Genomic DNA, 20245 nt, shown 5'->3' with positions numbered 1-20245 from the left:
GCTGCGTTATTGATTTTGAAAAGGGAATAACCATTACCCGCAATCAATGCCTTGCCTAAACGCGTGTAAATTCTTGCTGAAATCGAGCATCTTCAGGTTGTTTGGGTATAAGCTTTATCGCTGAGTAAAGTTAGAGCTACTACAGTTAAACGTAGCGCTAGAGCTCAACCAAATAAGCCGCTGAAATTAATCAACGGCTTATTTAATTGTGAAGAGTAAGGTATTTTGCTCATACATTAGACCTTTTGTAGACTGAGCCGAAGGTGAGTGCCGAGCACAGTCGCTTGTTTTTGAACTTGATCCATCCACTGCTCCATAATCCATAACCCTCTGCCATTAGGCTTATCAACTGGGGGGCATTTTTTAGGCGCTGATAATTTCACAAAGTCAGTATTATCTAGAATATCTATTACAATATTATCTTGTTGGTTTTGCAGCATGACAGAAATAGTTCCAGCGCTATCAGGGCAATGCTGGATAACATTATTAACTGACTCTAAAATACATAAAATGATTTGAAACCTTTGCTGTGTCTCTATGCCATGAGCCAGTAAAAACGCTTCAATTTGGTTGTATACTTGTTCCGTTTCTATTTCATTCAATGAAATATTCATTTGTAAGTTGTTCATTACTCATCCTTAAAAGCCTGATAAAGATTGAAAATATATGGCTACTTTTAAATATGACTGCTGTTAAATATAAAAAGCTATTCTCGTCAAATGCAGGTTTATTTATGGTTAATATATTCGATGCTTTTAAATCTGCTATCTAAAGTCGCTATTTAAACCTGCTATTTAAACCAATTAATTAATACGGTCACTAGCAAACAAGTCTTCAACTTCAGAATTTGCATCACCGTAATTAGGCGCGCTAAATAGCAAAAGTGACATGTCGTCTTGTGGTTCATTTTGTTTCCACAGGTTTAATACATAAGTTAAATGCTCAAGAAACTTATTGGCTGGCATTTCTCTATATTCAAAGCAGCGTTGTTTAAATCTTTCTAAACCAAACATGCCGTGTTGAGGATGATTTACTTCATAAACGCCATCTGAAAATAGTAATAATTTCTCTGCAGAGTTGAGTTGGAATTGGCCAGTTTTATATTGACTATTTTTGTCTATACCTATTGGCAGCCCTGAGGGGACATCGAGTGCTTTTACTTCAAATTTAGTCATGACTATTGGCATAGGGTGACCTGCATTACACAACTGTAATTGGTGGGTTTTAGTATTAATTTTACCAATAATCACCGTTGCGAATTGACCAAGATTGGCTGGATCATCAAACAAAAGATTCAGTCTTTGCATCAAGGTTTCTGGAGGAAGCAACCAGTCCATTCGCTGCGGAGAAAGGCCTTGGGCAAGGGTAAAACTCAGCAAGGCCGAGCGTGCCCCATGACCTGATACATCAATGATATAAAAGCCAATCCAATCATCTGTTATGTTAAAACATTGAAATATGTCGCCAGCGAGCTCTGCTGCAGGCTCAAAATAATGCCTGACATGCCAATCATTAAAGGCTAAGTTTTCTTTTGGTAATAATGACTGCTGAAGTAAAGCGGCTTGTTCCAATTCTGATTGCTTGTCATTAAGTATAGATTCAAGCTTTTGTTTGCTATCTATAATTGATTGCTTGGCTTGAATCAACCTTACTGCAGCTTGAACTTTTACTTTAAGCACTGATGCGAGAAAAGGTTTTGTGATGTAATCATCTGCGCCAGTTTCCATGGCATAAACCATATCTTGAATTTTATCATTTCCAGTTAACAGCATGAAAAATGAAGGGTTGTTGGCTTCCTTTAAACGTTTACAAAGGTCGACTCCGCTCATATTCGGCATTCGCCAGTCACTAATGATTAAATCAAAATTGTGTAATTTGCAGGTATCAAGTGCTGTGAGCCCGTCTTCACATTGAGTGATAACAAACTCAACCCCTTCAGGTGCGAAGCTCTGTAAAAGGCTAGCAATGTAATAACGCTCACTAAAAGTGTCTTCGACCAGTAAAATAGACAACTTTTTAGTATCCGCACTTGCATTTTGCATAGCTATTTCCTAGAAATAAATGGGTATAGCCTATCAAAGCAATTAATGTTCCTATATTTTTTAGTTGTTATATATCATTGGTATACGGATCTATTCGCAATCTGCGATAGTAGGTATTTTCATTTTGCGAATTTAGCTTTGCAAATTGCAACAAGGTACTTCATAGTGACTTATAAGGTGCTTATTATTGGATTTGTTATCAAAATTTTCCAATTCATGGATTGATTTGCTAACCGCTTTAGGAGAAGGAATTTGTCTTTTAGATTAAAAGCCATTATCGCCATTGGGTTAATGCAAGCAGCATTACTGTTGATGTTGATATTTAACAGCCTTGATGTGATTAAAGTTGCCAATCAAGAAGAGGTTCAACAACAAAGTCGTTTATCAGCTGTGCTGATTGCCAACAGTGTTAATGTTACTCAGCCTCGTAAATCAATAGAACTTCTCAAACAATCGGTAGAAGAACATCAAATCAGTCATATTGAATCGGTTCAGGTTTTCAGCGCTGATACTCGTATTTTTGCTGCGCAAAGAAATGACCAAGGCGTTTTTGAACTATTAGCTCCAGAGGTCTCCGTTCGAACTGAAGATTTAGTGTTAGTCGAAGCAAAATCCAACAATGGTACTGGCATTGATATTAAGGTCATGGTCAATACTGGCGCATTTGATACCAGTGTTGAAAATGTTGCCTTGAAATATAGTGTTCTAATGCTGCTGGTGATTATCCTTATTTCCATTTTATCTTGGTACCAAGGGCTACGCCTTATTAAGCATGTGTTCAATATTCAGCATGCCTCTAAAAGAGTGCTTGAGGGAGAAATGGGTGTACAAGTTGACGAACCTGGCACTCAAGATATTACAGATACGACTAATGCTTTTAATGAAATGCTGAAAACCGTTGATGAAGAACGTCATGATTTAAAAGGCGCAAATGTTCGTCTTAATACCATATTAGATTCAGCGGCAGATGGTTTTGTCATTATTGATGTCGATGGTGTGATTAACGAAGTTAACAATGCGGTTAGCAAACTTTTTGGATATCAAAAAGAGGAGTTAATAGAACAAAATGTCTCAATCCTGATGCCGATGGCTGAGCGTTTTATGCATGATGGCTATATTCAAGATTATTTGAACGGCGGTGATGCCAAAATCATTGGTTTTAGCCGCGGCAGAGAGTTACAAGCGCAGCATAAAGAGGGGCATTTATTTCCAATTGAATTATCTATTTCTAAAATGGAAATAGATGGCGAAGTATTATTCCTTGGATTTATCAAAGATGTTTCTGAACTTAAAAAAGAACAAGCATCAGCCGCAAGAACCCAATCTATTCATCTAGCCACACTTGAAGCAAGTCATGATGCGTTAATCACGATTAACATCGCAGGTCGAGTGGAAGAGTTTAATGCAGCAGCGGTAAAATTGTTTGGTTATGAACGTGAAGAGGCATTGGGCGAATTGCTAGAAGACTTGATTATTCCTGATGGGTTTCATAGTGCGCATAAAAATGGCATGGAACACCATAGAAAAACCGGTGAAGGCCCAGTACTTAATAATCGAATAGAAGTGCCTGCACATAACAAAGCGGGTGATGAATTCCCCGTCGAATTAAGGGTTATTCCGATTCAACTTGATGATGAAATGTACTACACGGCATTTTTACGTAATATTTCAGAGCAAAAATCTAAAGAAGAAGAGTTACGTCAAGCAAAAGAGCAAGCAGAAGAAGGGAGTAAAGCTAAGTCTCGTTTCTTGGCGACCATGAGCCATGAGATCCGCTCGCCACTGAATGCAGTGTTAGGCAGTGTTGATTTATTACTGGATTCAAGTTTAGAGAAAGGGCAGAGAATGTATGCCCGTACGGCTAAAGAAGCGGGCTCTGTTTTATTAAGCACGATTAATGACATTCTTGATTTTTCTAAAATTGAAGCGGGTCAAATGGTGTTAGAGCCTAAAGAGTTCGAGCCAGATCAACTGGTTGCTCAAGTACTGCAAATTTTATCCCATAAAGCTCACGATAAAGGGGTGCATTTAGCCAGTTATATTAATCGAAATGTGCCACAAATGCTGGTGGGTGACGCTCAACGAATAAGACAGGTGGTACAAAACTTAGTCGATAATGCGATTAAGTTCTCAACCAGTGGCTGTATTTCTGTTGAGATGTGGATCCCGAACCGTGGCAATGACAAAGTCGAGTTATGTTGTCGTGTTACTGATCAAGGAATTGGAATAGGGGAAGCCTCTCAGGAGAAATTGTTCCGAGAATTCTCTCAAGTGCATGATACTCATACAACGAGCTATGCAGGTACTGGTTTAGGTTTAGCGATTTGTTCAGAGTTAGCCAAAATGATGGGTGGGTCTATATCTGTTAAAAGTCAGTTAGGTGAGGGGAGTCAATTTACGCTGTCTGTTTTATTAGATGAATCGAGCCAAGCCACTAATCATAATGTGAGGTTACCTGAGCGTCCAAGAGTCTTGCTGCTTCATCCTGACGAAACTGTGTGTAAATTGATTAAGAAACAATATAGCCAATATGGTGTTGAGACTAAGTATGAGCATCAAGTTAACAAGGTGTTCCAAAGTTCTCGAGTGCGGGGACGATTTGACTTAGTGATGCTTGATGATGCTTGTTTACTTGAGGCAAAAGAAAAAGATATTGGCTTGTTAAGAAGTGACTATTTGTTCGAGTCAGGTTACATCTCGGCATTGTCATCGGGGGTTAACAATGATGCTCAGGCGCTTATTACTGCCCTTGGTATTGAAGAATCGGTTAGTAAACCACTTAGCCGTGAGATGTTACTCAGTCTAATAAGTGGTGCTACAGCGGATAACACCCACGAGAAACCCTTAGAGAAGGTGGCAAGCTTACCCAATGGGTGTCGAATTTTATTGGCTGAAGATAGCCCTGCAAACCAGATGGTTGCGGGCACTATGTTAACCAATGAAGGCGCTTTGATGACCTATGCAAACAATGGTGTTGAAGCTGTTGAACTTGCGCTTAAACATGATTTTGATCTAATTCTGATGGATATCAGAATGCCTGAAATGGATGGTCTTGAGGCTTGTCAGAAAATTTTAGCCCACAAACCCGATCAAATAGTATTGGCAATGACAGCTAATGTATTTAGTGAGGAAATTGCGGCTTGTAAAGCGGTGGGAATGTTAGATTGTATTGGTAAACCGGTGAATAAACCCGATTTGATTAAAGGCGTCAGTCATTGGTTAGCTCGGGTAGTACAAGAACCTGGAATGGGGATGGGAATGCAATTGGTGCTAAATGAAGCTGACAATAGTGAATTAGGTAACACGCTAGAAGCTGAGTCGAATAGCCCAGAACAAACTACAAATGTTGAACCTTCAATTGTTGAAACCTCAATTGTTGAAACTTCAGTGCAATCGCTAAGCCCCCAAACGCAGGATGAAGTAAGTAAAGATACTGAGGTAAGCAACGAAGAAGGTAACGGCTTAAAAGCTGAATTATTAAATCAACAAGTGTTTGATGAATTGGAACAAGCCGTAGGGAAAGCCAGTTTAGCGAAAATGATGAAGGTATTTTACGGCGAAACTAAAATGAGAATCGATACTTTAGAAGCGCTTACTCCACAGGGCAACCGTGAACAAATCGAAGATCAAGTGCATACCATAAAAAGCAGTGCAGGCAGCTTTGGTGCGCAAAAACTATCAGAAATTGCCACCAAACTAGAGGCTGCAACAAGAACAAGTGACGAACCATTGTCGGCATTGTTTGAAGAAATTTTTACCGTTGCAGAGCAAAGTTTATCTCAAATTAAGCAGAAATTTAATATTGAGTCTGATGAATAGAATAGTTGAAATAAAAAAGGAATTATCACATGGGATTTAGTGCCGTTCTTGTAGAAGACAGTATGTCATTAGGTGCGTTGTACAGTGAATATCTATGCGCGGAAGGCGCAGAAGTCACCCATGTCAATTTTGGCGAAGACGCATTAAAAGAGCTGGCGCGAAAACAGCCTGATTTATTGGTACTCGATATCAAATTACCCGATATGTCAGGTATGGATATTTTGACTAAAGTGCAAAATGAATACCCTAATATTACAGTCATCATGATCACAGCACACGGCACGATTGATTTAGCTGTTGATGCTATGCGCGCTGGTGCATTTGATTTTTTGATTAAGCCCTTTGATAGTAAAAGGTTATCAATAACAGTGCGCAATGCGCTCAAACAACGTGATTTACTCGCGTTAGTTTCAAATTATGAGAACAGCTTACCTAAATCAAACTTTCATGGTTTTATTGGTGACTCACTCGCCATGCAAACGGTTTATAACACCATTGATTGTGTTGCAAATAGCAAAGCATCCGTGTTTGTCGTTGGTGAAAGTGGCACAGGTAAAGAAGTATGTGCCCAAGCGATTCATGAAGCAGGTATCAGGGCTGAAGAACCTTTTATCGCGCTTAACTGTGCTTCTATACCTAAAGATTTAATCGAAAGTGAAATCTTCGGCCATACTAAAGGTGCTTTTACTGGCGCTGTCAGTAATCGTGATGGCGCAGCAACTCGTGCTGATGGTGGTACCTTGTTTCTTGATGAGCTATGTGAGATGGACTTAGAGCTGCAAAGTAAGCTGCTTAGGTTTATTCAGACTGGTGTGTTTCAACGTGTTGGTGCCAGCAAGGAAGAAAAAGTTGACGTCCGTTTTATCAGTGCAACGAATAGAGATCCTTGGAAAGAAGTGCAGGAAGGACGCTTTAGAGAGGATCTTTATTATCGATTGCACGTTATCCCCATTGAGCTGCCACCACTAAGACAGCGTGGTAAAGATGTCATTTCTATCGCGAAAAAACTTTTAAAACAATATAGCAAAGAGGAAGGTAAAACCTTTAAACGTTTTAGCTCAGAAGTTGAACGCTGTTTTACCCAATATTCGTGGCCGGGTAATGTTCGCCAACTGCAAAATGTTATACGTCAGATTGTGGTGCTTAACATTGCAGATGAGGTCAGTTTAACCATGTTGCCTGCACAGGTGACATCGGCATTAACCTTATCTAAAAATGCTAATGACCAAGATAATACAATTGCAACAGTGACCGAGATAAATGCTAAGCCTCAGCTGCAATCTCAGCCACAACCTCAGTCACAACCTCATCAAGAAGCGCAACCTGATGATAATTCTCAGTTCACAAGCACGACTGCTAGCGTGAGTAACCCAGTTGCTTTAGCTGAATCAGTTGTTAATGCAGTGACAGTAGAAGAAGATATTCAACCGCTTTGGTTGACTGAAAAAATAACCATTGAAACAGCAATAAATCAGTGTGATGGTAATATCCCTAAAGCTGCAGCTTTGTTAGATGTTAGCCCGTCGACTATCTATCGAAAAAAGCAGCAATGGGAAGATAAAGGGCTTTAATGAGTTAAATTCTAAATCTAAATTGTAAAGCACTAACAAGAAGCCCATCACAGTCGATGGGCTTTTTAAGTTTCTAGCTTAGTAAAATCAAAAGTTGAGTTTACGTTATTGTTGTAAACTGTCTAGAAGTCACGTTCCCAACCAGCATAAAAGGTGGTTTCCCACTCACTGCTTGTGTCTATTTCTGGGTATTCGCTGTAACCAACGGTGCCACCGACTTTTAGTTTTCCTTCATAAAACGGGCGATGGTAGCTAGCATCAATTTGGTATAAACGTTCGTAGCGGCCTGGTGATACAGGGTTACCGCCACTAGGTCTGTCTGTATCTACGCCATCAAAATTCAATTTAGCATAGCGGAATTTTGTACTTAAGCTTTGGCCATGTTCAAGTTGGGTTATACCACCGAGGACAACAACTCTAGAGTCATTATCATAGGTGCTACCAAGGCTTCTACCGTAATAACGGTAGCCATCTTGGTAAAATCCATGCTCATACATACAGTTGTAAACATTTGAGTCTGTACCGCAAGCTGCTGCTGTATCGGAGTATTCAGCAAAGAAACGTGTGCTTAACTCTGCAATGTAAATATCAACACCACCCATGTTAGATGCATTAATTAGCTTGTGTTTTCCGTTGTGGTAATCTTCATGAATACGCTCGTAATAAATACCATATGGCACGCCCCAAGCGGTATCTGACCATCTGAAATCATAGCCCGCGAGCATATTCTCTTGTCCGTTTGCTTCATCACCTTCGTTAACACCGCCATTAGTGAGGCCATCCCACCAATCAGATAGGCTATTACCATAGCCTTCACCACCCCATTGCATGGTCCATGAGAAACCGATTTCTAGTTTAGAGACTGGTTTAAACGTACCGCGAGCCCCCCAATGTTGGGTGTCAGGTACATAACGGTCACTTTCCATTTGGCTAAAGCTAGTGGTAAAGGTCCAAGGACCAATCCAGTTAAGCCATGGCGTTTCAAATGCATTGCTGTTATTACGAGATAAAGTCACCCCAGGCATTGGGCGAGCATTGGTGGTTTGGATCAAACCCGAATCCCAACCAGGGCCCCAATATTTTTGTACCGCGCCACCAGTGACTATCCAGTTACCAAGTTTTACGGCGGCGAAACTGTTATCAAGACGGGATTCGTTGCCATCAATGGCATCGTAATGGTAACTGGCCGCAAGGCGTCCACTAAACCAGTCTTGAGTGACTTCAGCTGTAAATTCAACTTCTGCTTTATCTCGGTAGTCATTGCCGTAGCCAATGAAGCGCGCTTGCTCGTTCGCACCAGAAAGGCTAGCACTTAGATTCACGGCTTGGTGATCTTTATTGTAGGCACGCATAACACGATGGTAAGCGTCTTTTTGATGTACTGACATCGGACTTTCTGCTGCATTATCCAAATCTGACTTTATTCCTGACCACATTAATGGAAAGGTGGTAACAGGTTGAAGAATAATACCTGTATCGGCTAAAAGTTGAATGTCTGCGCGAAGCGGTAAGTCGGTAGGTTCTATCCACCAAGCTGCTTGGGTTGAAAAGCTGCTTAGTAATGCTATCCCTGCTAGTATTTTTAACTTCATTTTGTACTCATTTAGATGAAACTTTGGCATCAAATAATAAAAATAGGCTGTTATCGGTAATGATAACAGCCTATTGCTCGTATGGTTAACGGAGAAGTTTAATTTTTACTGCTTGTTACACAACAATTAAGATTGAAAGTGGGCGTTTTTATAAAAAAGTTGTGAATTAGTATATTAAACGCTTTCGTTTAATCCAGAATTCAGATAATCACTGTGACACGGTGAAAGAGCTCATGAGATCAATATCGCGTTAAATTTATTAGGGCGTGCTGTTCTTTGCTGGTTGAATTTTGTTCGAGATAAAAGTGTTTTAATTGAGGCGGATGGATTGATGCCTAGTCATCTAAGCGAAATTCATCCAACAAAGAGTAAAACGCTTTTAGCCGAACCCTTTGGGCAGCGTTTGTTGGCGATTTTTACTGCGTTATCGACTTTTAATGTAGAATAACTACACCACAAAGTCTCTGCCTTGTATAAATGACCAACAATTCGCTGCAAAAACAACCTTGAAAGATCAACATGCCCTAATATCAAACGTAAACTAAATATTTAGCGCTATCAATATTCCAGCAATTAGCATCACACTGCCAGCGACTCGGTTTATGATCAAATTAGCTTTCGCGGAACTAAAAATTTTCTTAGCTTTAACGGCCATGAGTGAGTAACAAAGATTGACGCTGCCAAATGATAGGGTGGCAATACTCATAACAATAATGACATCGTTAATAGTAATATTGGTTGATGGAACAAAAGCGGGGAAAAAGCCAATATAAAATATAATGGCCTTTGGGTTACTTAGCCCTATCATTAGACCCGTTATAGTATGTTTGATGCCACTTGAGTAACGGGGCTTTTTACATCAATAATTTCAGCCGCTTTTGTTTTTGAAGTGATGAGTTGGTAGCCTAAGAACCCCAGATAGAGCGCGCTGCAATACTTTATGACCACAAAGGCAGGCCCCATGACGTTGGCTAGAGCAGTAAGTCCAAATAGTGCAATACAAATAAATAGATAGTCAGCTAATAATACTCCCAAAAACAATTGCATGGCTGGAATTAAACCATGGGAAAAAGTGCGTGAAATAATAGCGAATACCACAGGACCTGGGACCAAAGCCAACACTAACATGGTAAATAAAAGGCTGAGAGATTGCTGTAATTCCATTATAATTGTGCTTCCTGATACATTGACAATTGAGCTTATCTTAAATAAATATCAGAGCGCAATGTCCGACTTATTCACCCACTCTCTCAATGAACCCGTTTAAATGAAAATCATATTACTTACTCACCAAAAAGAAACCACAAGACCGAATAATACAGGGCGCTGGGTCAAACAAGTTCTTGATGAAGATGCTTGGGTGATTGAGTGGGATAGAGTGAATCCCAATAAGGCATTAATTGAGTTAATCACTACGTCTAGAGTCGGTTTACTTTATCCTGAGACTGAGACTGAGACTGAGACTGAGACTGAGAATAACTCTGGTAACTCAAAAGTTGCTGGTAACAATAAAGCCGTATCGGAATTTGAAGCTTTAATCATCATTGATTCCACTTGGCAGGAAGCTCGCAAAATCTATAATCGTAGTCCTTACTTAAAAATGCTTAAAAAAGTGTCCATAAACAACTCTGCTGAATCAATTTATAAACTGCGAAGGAATCAGCGAGAGGGAGGGTTGTGCACAGCAGAGTGCGCTGCATATGTTTTAAAACAATGTGGTGATTTACAATACGCTGAGAGCATTATGGATTTACTTAGGTTACAAATTTCAGTTACAAATTGAATCGCAAAATAGCGAGGAACATGGACGTATTATGGTGAGAAAATTATTAGCAGTCTTATTAATCCTATATGGTTTAATTGCTGCGATGTTATTGATATTCACTCAGCCGACTCATGCCCAATGGTTCTATCAATTTAGCTATATTCTAGTGTTTATTGTTATTCCTTTTGCTGGGAGTTACTGTGTACTTAAAGGAAGCCGACTAGGGCTAGTTCCTTTGTTAGTTTTGTTTGCTACACAAGTCATAAGACCTTTGTCACCTCTTGAGCTCTTCCCTTTCAGGCGCCTTTTTCTCTTGCCGTCCCTTTTGGTAACTTGTCACAGGGACAAGGCTATCTGGTCGATTTTTTTGCAATAACGATGTTTATTATAGCGATACGATTCAGCGTAAAAACTAGCTAAACCGTTTAGCCGCGAAGGTGCATTATGGTTTTTGAGTAGCACTGAAAACTTTGGGGGTAGATATAAAAATTAAGCCCAGCAATGCTGGGCTTAGATATCTTTCTTGACTTAGTCACTTAGTCACTCAGTCAAGGTTTCTAAATTTAACTGGGTTTAGTCGCTTTCTTAAAATAACTTATATTATTGTTGATATTGAAAACTCTTTTGCAATCGAATGTCCTCAACCGATGCACCAATCAAAACCTTAAATTCGCCAGATTCGGCTAACCAGTCATTGGTATTGATATCCCAGAAGGAAAGGTCGCGTTGAGTTAGGGTAAAGTTAACTTGGCCTGTTTCACCCGCTTTAAGCCAAATTTTATCAAAGCCTTTAAGCTCTTTTAATGGTCGTGACACGCTTGATTTAACGTCATACAGGTAAAGTTGCGCAACTTCAGCGCCGTCAACCTTACTCGTATTCGTGATATTAGCGCTGACAGTTAAGCTTTTATCTCCCGTTAATTTACTCTGTGAAAAAGTGATATTTTCGTAGCTAAACTCACTGTATGACAGTCCGTGCCCAAATGGAAATTCAGGGGCAATTTTTTGTTGTTCAAACCAACGATAGCCAATAAATACACCTTCAGAATATAACGACTCAGTCTCGTTATAATCATTCAGCGCAATAGGCGCAGTATCTTGTAGTTTTTTAGGTAAGGTTATCGGCATTTTACCGCTTGGGTTCGCATCACCAAATAATATATCTGTATAGGCATGACCTGCTTCCATTCCGCCATACCAGCCCCAAGCAATAGCATTTGCTTTTTCTGCCCACGGCATTTCTACCGCAGAACCACCAATCATAAATACCACGGTATTAGGGTTCGCTTTGATTAGCTTATTGATAATTTCATCTTGCTGACCCGGTAATTTCATATCAGGTCTATCAATCGACTCACGATCATCTGCATGGCTTAATCCACCGTAATAAATGACCGCATCGGCATTTTGGGCCGCTTGTAAGTACTCTGATTCTGAGTTGTACAAGCTATTAGGTGTTTCCCAACCTAATGTGACCTGTTTCTTACCTTGGTAGACTAATTTAAAGGCGTAAGTTTCACCGGCTTTAAGTTCAATATCTTCATTAATCACATTGGGTTGCTGAGCGTTTTGGCTAAATAATTGTTCATCATTAATCAGCAGAGAAACCTTACCATCACCTAGGACTTTTAAAGTATGTTTACCTGATTCCATCGGTTTGATGTTTGCGAGTATTTCAACGTTTTGTTGCTGTTCTTTGGCGTCAAACTGCGGATCTGCTATCCAAGACTCACTGGATAATTGTGTAAGTTCTTTATCTGCATAGTAATTAATTTGCCAAGAAGGGGTGCCAGTCCAGTGACGGGTAGTTAAGTAATCATTAGGTATTGGCATAAATTGGCTGCTAGCAGGGCGCATATATTGAATGTTGACCTTGTTGCCGCTTTGCTCAAACTTTGCTTTTAAGCCGTCTAGTGGGCTAATTTCATATAAGGCTTTTACTTCAGATGAACCGCCACCGAAACCATGTCGTTTATCAGCATTAGGGCCTAGTACTAAGATGTTTTTGACCTTATTCACATCAAGGGGTAATACCTGATTGTCATTCTTTAAGAGCACTACACCATTGGTCGCAATAGTGCGGGCATCATCACGATGAGCTTGAGTATTTCGCTCGCCCGATAATCGCTGCTTATCCATCATCCCGATACTTAATTGAACTCGCAGAATCCGGCGCACTTTATCATCAAGCTCTGACTCTGGTACCTTGCCAGCCTTAATCATTTCAAGTAACGGAGCCGCTAAAAAATACTCATCATAACTTTCGACAGCAGTGCCCATTTCAATATCTAGGCCGTTCATCGCAGCATCATAGGTATTAATGTCGACATTCCAATCGGTTAGCAAAACGCCTTCATAGCCCCATTCACCTTTAAGAATGGTTTTGATTAGGTGATGACTTTGGTTGGCATTGGTGCCGCGAAATTCATTATAAGCCCCCATAATCGCATAAACGTTAGCTTCTTTTACTGCTGCTTCAAAAGCGGGTAGGTAGACCTCACGTAGCGTGCGCTCGTCAGGTTTTGCGTTAACACCAGTGCGATTTAACTCTTGAGTATTAAGGGCATAGTGTTTTGCTGTAGCGCCAACATCATTGGCTTGAATAGCTTTAATCGTTGGTACCACTAACGCTGCTGCTAGGTATGGGTCTTCGCCCATGTACTCAAAGTTTCGACCATATAACGGTAATCGAGCAAGGTTAACGCCAGGACCGAGAATGAGGTCTTTATTACGGTGACGGGCTTCAGCGCCTAATACATTGCCATGTAGGCTTGCCATTTGGGGATCCCAGCTTGCTGCGACCGCAGTCAGTGGGGGCAAATAAGTCGAATAATCATTTGTCCAACCCGCTGGCGCCCATGAATTTCTGTCGATTTCGTAACGCACACCGTGGGGGCCATCAGACATCCACATTTCATGGATAGTTAACCGTTCAATGGCTGGGATATGAAACTTACCGCCTGCATGGACTAAAGAGACTTTTTCTTCCAATGTCAGTTGCGTTAACAAGCGCTCTATTTCAGATTCAACTTTAGATAGACGACTCTGTAAACGTTGCTGCTCACTTTGACTTAATACTGATAATGCGTGTGACAGCTCAATTGTTTTGGAAGTGTTGGCAAAACTAGCAGAGCTGCTAAGTATCAATATTGAAGCGGACATCGAAACTGATCGAAGCGTACCTTTTGTAAGCGCTTCCATATTTAGCCGTTTTATCGGTGTCATCTGAGGCTCCCTTTCAAGTGATGAACTGTTTAAATGATTAATGAAAAAAGTGGTAAGTATTTAGATTATTGAGGGTACTAATTCAGTGGCTAAGTGACATTAATAAATATATTGGCAGTTAAGCGACCTGTTTTGGGATTGCTGTCGATATCAGTTTGGTGATTAACCAAGGTAGAGTGCAATAAATTACCAGGATATATAACCAAGCGATGCTGCTTATATTCAATGTGATGGTGTTGTTGGTAATACTCATTACTTTCAACAAAATACTTTGCAGGAAAGGGCGCTAATTCTTGCAAATAAGGCTCAGCGGCTCTGAAATATTCATCCATGTTGGATTGAGTTATTCGATCGTAACCCGTTGGCTTGTGTTTGAAAAAAGCGGTAGCACCGTGAGGATCATCATTTAAATATTGCAGTATGGCAAAGTAGTATGGCGAAGGCGTATCAAAATGCGGAATACGCTGTAATGTCGTCAAACTTTCAGGTTGGCGATTGATTAAAGAAAAATATGTTGCTTGGGGTTTGATGCGCAAATTGGTCGGGATTTTGTAAACATCATAAATCAATTGAAAAACATGGTTTAAAACTTCAATCACGTAATCTTTCGGCAATTTAGCTCTTACACCTGGGTAGTAAGAGCCCTTATCTAAAGTAAAGTCAATTTGATTTGCGCAGTTTTGAAGTTCAGTAACATCAGCAGTAAAGTTATCGATGACAATCACAGGTGTGCGCAGTTCACCAATATAGTGGATCTCGGGCTTGATTGGCTTATTCACCAATATCAGCGAATTGAGATCGGTCATGCCCTGCGCTCGTTGATTCTGTGTGTTTGAGTTTGTCATATACAACCTTACTGACTTGTTGTGATTAACAACATTAACTAAATGGTTTACAGCATTTTTGATTTACAGTAATGCTGAACAAAATCATAATGATCTGGCAAATTGGCCACTTTCTGTTTGGCTTTAGCCTTGATAGACCCTAAAAAGTGTTCTAACTCTTCATCTTCCATCATATCGACAATAGGGTGATACTGCTTTGGCGCGAGGCCTTGTCCCATCATCACCTGTATCCATGAACTTTCGCCAAATAACTCATTGCCGTGCTTATAGACTTTACCTGAAGCATCAAACATATCGATGCGGTGTTGCAACGAGGCAGGAACGCTCATGTTTTTACAGTAACGCCAGAAGCGGGTATCGGTTCGGTCAGTCACTTTGTAATGCAACACAATGAAGTCACGAATATTCTCAGTTTCGGTGCGCGTCTGCTCATTAAATTCATTAATGTCTTCTTCAACAATCCCTTGAGATGGAAACATCTGTAGTAAACGCACAATACCACGTTGAATAAGGTGGATGCTGGTGGACTCTAATGGCTCTAAGAAACCTGATGACAGTCCTATTGCGACACAGTTTTTATGCCATGTTTTACGGCGGCTACCTGTGCGGAATTTGATCACTCGAGGATCGGTTAGCGGTTCACCCTCAATGTTATTCATTAGTGTGGTTTTCGCGTCTTCATCACTCATGTATTTACTGCAAAAAACTATGCCATTACCAGTGCGGCTTTGCAGTGGTATACGCCATTGCCAGCCAGAATCCCGTGCGATTGAGCGAGTATAAGGAATCGGCTTTTCAGTGGTTTTGGTTTGCACAGCGATGGCGCTGTCACATGGCAGCCAGTGACTCCAGTCATCAAAGCCAGTATTCAATGTTCCTTCAATCAGCATGGCTCTAAAACCAGTACAATCTAAAAATAAGTCGCCTTCTACCAGCTCGCCAGACATCAGTTTTAAGCCACTGATATTGCCTGTATCTTCATCTTGTAACACGTCAGATATTTTACCTTCGATGCGAGTAATACCGTGTTGCTCAGCAATAACACGTAAAAACTTAGCGTAAAGGGTCGCATCCATATGATAGGCATGGTTATAGTCTTGGTTTGGCAATACCGCGAAGCGGCCTTCACGAGCAGCTAAGTGCTCAGTGCAGTAATCACCGATTTCACTGACAATGCCTCGTTGTTGGCCTTTGAGCCAAAAGTGCTGAAAACCACAGGCCCAACAATCTTTACCGAGAAAGCCAAATGAGTGAATATAGTTTTTATTCACATCGTGCCAATTTTCAAATGAAATCCCAAGCTTGAAGGTGGCATTAGTCGCCGCCATGACATCTTGTTCTTTAATGCCTAATAAACGATGGAAAATATGTAATGTTGGAATGGTGGCCTCACCGACACCTACAGTACCAATCTCATCAGATTCAACTAAAACAACTTCTAGGTTTTTACCTAATAATTTTGTTAATGCAGCCGCTGCCATCCAACCTGCGGTGCCACCACCGGCGATGACCACTTTCTTAATCTGTTTGTTTTTTGCGCTAGTTGTTCTATCTGAAGTGGAGGCTTGGTTTTGCATAACTGTATTTCCTTAAGGTTAAATCACTCATTGGTCATTAACGCTTTATTATTTGTACCTGAAGTCTTTAATGAATAAGCAATTAAACATGACTATGTAGAAGCTATCGTTTTAATTTGTTGATCAAATCAGCTCTTAATTTTCTGGCGTTCAATTCATCAAGTGGTTTAGTTTGCATCCCTTGGGCTTCTTTGGGGATGTGGCTAACATCATCATCGTCATGATCAAAAATATAATGGTCAAACATGGCTTTCCAAGCCTGCCTTTGCGCTTTAGGCAATGAACGAAGGCTTAACATCGCCATTGCTAAGGCATTATTAGGTCTGCCAAGGTAGGCAGGAGTGTCACGCCACCAATGGGTAATTAACACATTGAATGGTTCAATCCCGCTGACTTGATGCCACCACATACTGGGCACATAAAGCACATCTCCAGCTTCAAGTTCTGCGGTTTTCGCAGCAGCTAAGGCATCTTTATATTTGGGGTATTTATCAAAGTCAGGGTTATCAAAATCCACCATGCTGATTTCTTGGCCGCCGGGTGCAAACTCCATTGGTCCAATATATAAATTACCGACTTGCTCTGGCGGAAATAGGGTAAAAGTTCGCTTTCCGACAACATTACAAGCTAAGTTTTGCGGGAAATCAAAATGAGCAGCAATACGTGACTGATTACCTAACCAAACACTGGTTAACGGCTTGATAGACTCAAGCTGCAAACTGTTTTGAGCGGCTAAACCCGGTAAGAAATGATTAATTTCAGTTGAGCCCATATAGATGCTAGGTGGTAATGCATCGTCTTGGTGAGCAAATAGCTTTTCAATAACTTGCTTTAAATTGAGCTGGGCAGCCTGATAATTAAAGCCATTAACTTGCTCGTTATAAAACACTCTGCCTTTATATTTTGGTTCTACATAATAAGCCGTCACAGGTGTATCTTGATAAAAGCTGAGCAGGTAGTCAGCAGCAGCTTTAGCAGAGTTTAATCCTGCTTGGACTAAAGGCCATTGCAGACAAGCACCTCTAAAAATGACCGGCTCATCTGTTTGATCCATCATTAATGGGATATCCGCTATTGGACAATCCTCTATCACCTTAACTGCTTGTGTCATCTACAACGACCTTAGATACTCAACTTTTAATTGATTCGACCTGAGTTACTGAGCATTTTTGAAGTTCAGTAATTGGCGGATATTAGATTGCGATGCCAGAGTCATATAAATCGCATTTAAATAACCTTGCTGATGCAGCTGAGCCAGTGTTTCAGCGGGTAATGCGGCAAGGGTTTCTTCATTAATAGTATAAAAACCAATCATTTGATGCTTTTCACCGTTATCTAATTCGATATCTAACGTGAATGACTCAAGTAACTCGAGTTTGATTAAGGTATCAATGAAATTTTTGCTATCAATTAAGCCGTGGTGAATGGTTTCCAGCATGTCACCCACTTCATCAAGGTAAGGCGTATTCCCACCATAAGGGAAAAATAATGGCTCACCTTGGTCTTCATTTATCCTTGGATGGTTAGGGTCTAAATGGATAACACGTTGAATTTGCTCGACGCCATCTTCTTGAACAGTTTGCTGACCGATTAAAAATGGTTGGCGACGAACGGTTAGCGGAATATATGCCGCTTGCCATTTACCGTCTTGTAGGAATAAATTTTCTTTATGTTGAAATCCAAACATGGCAATTGAATAGAATTGGCCAGTATTGGTGTCTTTTTGAAAAAAGATAGGATAGTGCGCTTGTACGCTTCTAAATTCTGCAGGGAAAGTCACCGTGTACCAAAGGTTATCACCGTACTTTTCTGAACGTTCAGTGATAATTTTTAAATCTTTATGATCGACACTATTAAGTAATACTGGTTTGTTCATGCTGACATCCTAATCAAATACAGCCTTGGCTGTGCTTATTATTCGTTTTTGTTGGTTTACGATTCTCTTTTTCTAAGTCTTGTTCTAAGTCTTGTTTGAGTCTTATTTAAATCTTGTTCTAAATTTTAGGTAATCCATATTGTGCTATTTTGGCTAGCAACTCACGGTTGGTAGGCAATAACTGCTGTAAACCTTGAGTGCGTTTAATATTTTCAGTGAAAAGCTGCTGGGCTCTATTTTGTAGCGATGGCTTTAACTGGCTAGGCAATAAGGTTTGAAATCCCATTCCGTAGAGCACAAATTGAAAGCTGGCAGCAGGAAATAGCGCATCAGTATGTTGAATATCATGTTTACTTGGCGCTTGAGTGCGCCATAGCTTAAGTTGCTGCTGTAATGATTCTGGAATTGAACAAGACTCGCGATGGTCATGCCAATAATCACTGTCGCTTCTTTTACTGAGTACATAGTGTAATTTCAAAAATTCTATAATCTGCTGCCAATGTTGATTAAACCTTTTATTGACTCGGGCAGAAACAATATCCATGACTTGTCTGTTTGCTGGCAGTTGCTGAGCTAAGGTATTTGCACTCCACTCAACCAATGCTAATGCAGAGGCTTCTAACGGCTCTATAAAGCCTGAAGCCATGCCGACAGCCATACAATTGTTTTTCCAACAGACTTGTCGATGACCAGGTGCTATTGAAAGCTTTCTGATTTCAAGGTTATCCACATCAATATTGACTGTTGGCTTTAGGTATTCAACTAATTGTTGTTCAGCCTGCGCTTGGTCTGTATGGCTTGATGAGTAAACATGACCGACCCCGCGTCTTGTAGGCAAACCAATATCCCAAATCCAACCGTTTGATTGCGCAGTTGAATGAGTACAAGAAGCTATTTCAGTATCAGCGCTTGGATAAGGCACTTGCACCGCAAGAGCTGAGTCATTAAACAAAACTGATTTTTGGCAAATAAAAGGGACATTCAGTTGCTCACCAAGTATTAAGGATTTAACGCCAGTGCAATCAACAAAAAAGTCTGCACTGAGCTCACCAGATTGTTTAGTAGATAAGTGGCTAATATCACCACTGTCATTTTTATGGATAGCAGTGACATGGTCTTGAATATGGGTGACACCAAGCTTTTCAGTGCAATGCTGTTGTAATAGCTGGCTAAATTTTCCTGCATTGAGGTGGTAGCCATAATTATTTTGAAATTGGTATTCACCCGTGGTGATTTGTTTAGGCGCTAAACTTAATTGGCTTAATTGATTTTGCTGGCCGACAGCATCGGCAAAGCTGACTTGTTCTCTGTGTGCTAGCCAATGAGGGCAAAGATCTAATTCGTTAGTGCCAATGGGCAAGCTAAAAGGGTGGAGATAATGCTCTGCTGAATTGCCGTTAGCTTTTTGAGCATGAGTCCAATTAATAAAGCGTGAACCTTGCTTAAAGCTTGCGTCACAACTTAATAAAAATTCAGTTTCACTGATACCGATGTTTTTTAAGGTCGTTCGCATTGAAGGCCAAGTGCCTTCTCCGACGCCAATTGTTGGCACATCAGGGGATTCGATTAAGGTAATATTGAGTTTAGGGGAGGGCGATAGCTTACCATTATCAGCATTATGCTCTGCAGCCAAAATGCCTGCTGTTAACCAACCTGCAGTGCCGCCGCCAACAATAATAATGTTCTGTATCGCTTGTGCCATAAAATGCCTATTTTTTATATTTTAGTAAAGGCTAGTTTTGTCATTCTGTATAAATCACTTCTGCTAGTACAGGTCTAGCATTGAATATTTTTCAATCACTTACAAGTGGTTGTAAGTAATAAATTGTATTAATGAAAACGAAATGTAAATCCGAAAAAAGGTGCAACGTCCATGTTGCTAACGGATGTAGCTTAAAAAAAGAGGTGACTGTGGGGGTCACCTCAAACGACC

At 40.4% G+C, this 20245-nt stretch carries 14 protein-coding genes; 3 read left to right on the top strand and 11 right to left on the bottom strand.

What is annotated here, in order from left to right:
* Window positions 1–236 precede the first annotated feature (236 nt).
* Both L2735_RS06405 and L2735_RS06400 read right to left on the bottom strand, forming a co-directional pair.
* Window positions 237–629, bottom strand: a complete 393-nt coding sequence (locus L2735_RS06405) for an ATP-binding protein (protein ID WP_248983911.1) — start codon at window positions 627–629, stop codon at window positions 237–239.
* A gap of 174 nt (window positions 630–803) precedes the next feature.
* Window positions 804–2042, bottom strand: coding sequence for a SpoIIE family protein phosphatase (locus L2735_RS06400; RefSeq protein ID WP_248983910.1), 1239 nt, complete (start codon window positions 2040–2042; stop codon window positions 804–806).
* A gap of 252 nt (window positions 2043–2294) precedes the next feature.
* On the opposite strand from L2735_RS06400, the gene L2735_RS06395 reads away from it, so the two are divergent.
* Together L2735_RS06395 and L2735_RS06390 are read left to right on the top strand one after the other, a co-directional pair.
* Window positions 2295–5861: a PAS domain S-box protein gene (locus L2735_RS06395; protein WP_248983909.1), complete on the top strand. Its 3567-nt coding sequence runs from the start codon at window positions 2295–2297 to the stop codon at window positions 5859–5861.
* Window positions 5862–5890: 29 nt separating this feature from the next.
* Complete coding sequence (locus L2735_RS06390) at window positions 5891–7432, top strand: sigma-54-dependent transcriptional regulator (protein ID WP_248983908.1); 1542 nt, start codon at window positions 5891–5893, stop codon at window positions 7430–7432.
* A gap of 122 nt (window positions 7433–7554) precedes the next feature.
* On the opposite strand, the gene L2735_RS06385 is transcribed toward L2735_RS06390, so the two are convergent.
* The 3 genes from L2735_RS06385 to L2735_RS06380 form a co-directional block, all read right to left on the bottom strand.
* Window positions 7555–9024, bottom strand: coding sequence for a capsule assembly Wzi family protein (locus L2735_RS06385; RefSeq protein ID WP_248983907.1), 1470 nt, complete (start codon window positions 9022–9024; stop codon window positions 7555–7557).
* A gap of 541 nt (window positions 9025–9565) precedes the next feature.
* The gene (locus L2735_RS20170; protein WP_428848295.1) at window positions 9566–9832 is read right to left on the bottom strand and encodes a LysE family translocator; all 267 of its coding nucleotides are present in this window, start codon (window positions 9830–9832) and stop codon (window positions 9566–9568) included.
* A gap of 8 nt (window positions 9833–9840) precedes the next feature.
* Window positions 9841–10188, bottom strand: coding sequence for a LysE family translocator (locus tag L2735_RS06380; RefSeq protein WP_248983906.1), 348 nt, complete (start codon window positions 10186–10188; stop codon window positions 9841–9843).
* 103 nt (window positions 10189–10291) lie between these two features.
* On the opposite strand from L2735_RS06380, the gene L2735_RS06375 reads away from it, so the two are divergent.
* On the top strand, window positions 10292–10807 hold the full coding sequence (locus L2735_RS06375; RefSeq protein ID WP_248983905.1) for a tRNA-uridine aminocarboxypropyltransferase: 516 nt from the start codon (window positions 10292–10294) through the stop codon (window positions 10805–10807).
* Window positions 10808–11389: 582 nt separating this feature from the next.
* On the opposite strand, the gene L2735_RS06370 is transcribed toward L2735_RS06375, so the two are convergent.
* The 6 genes from L2735_RS06370 to L2735_RS06345 form a co-directional block, all read right to left on the bottom strand.
* Window positions 11390–14014 carry a beta-glucosidase gene (locus tag L2735_RS06370; protein WP_248983904.1) on the bottom strand — a complete coding sequence of 875 codons (2625 nt, stop codon included), beginning with the start codon at window positions 14012–14014 and terminating at the stop codon, window positions 11390–11392.
* An 89-nt stretch (window positions 14015–14103) separates the two neighbouring features.
* A complete protein-coding gene (locus L2735_RS06365) occupies window positions 14104–14859 on the bottom strand; it encodes a DUF6445 family protein (protein WP_248983903.1) in 756 nt (251 codons plus the stop codon).
* Window positions 14860–14906: 47 nt separating this feature from the next.
* Window positions 14907–16436 (bottom strand): tryptophan halogenase family protein, encoded by a 1530-nt coding sequence (locus tag L2735_RS06360; RefSeq protein ID WP_248983902.1) that lies wholly within the window; start codon window positions 16434–16436, stop codon window positions 14907–14909.
* A 103-nt stretch (window positions 16437–16539) separates the two neighbouring features.
* Window positions 16540–17547 carry a cupin-like domain-containing protein gene (locus L2735_RS06355; protein WP_248983901.1) on the bottom strand — a complete coding sequence of 336 codons (1008 nt, stop codon included), beginning with the start codon at window positions 17545–17547 and terminating at the stop codon, window positions 16540–16542.
* A gap of 45 nt (window positions 17548–17592) precedes the next feature.
* Window positions 17593–18312 (bottom strand): SapC family protein, encoded by a 720-nt coding sequence (locus L2735_RS06350; protein WP_248983900.1) that lies wholly within the window; start codon window positions 18310–18312, stop codon window positions 17593–17595.
* Between the two features lie 118 nt (window positions 18313–18430).
* The gene (locus L2735_RS06345) at window positions 18431–20014 is read right to left on the bottom strand and encodes a tryptophan halogenase family protein (protein ID WP_248983899.1); all 1584 of its coding nucleotides are present in this window, start codon (window positions 20012–20014) and stop codon (window positions 18431–18433) included.
* Window positions 20015–20245: the final 231 nt, after the last annotated feature.

This window comes from Shewanella olleyana (genome assembly GCF_023283825.1).
Lineage (GTDB): Bacteria > Pseudomonadota > Gammaproteobacteria > Enterobacterales > Shewanellaceae > Shewanella > Shewanella olleyana.
This window is presented reverse-complemented; position numbering and strand designations above follow the sequence as displayed.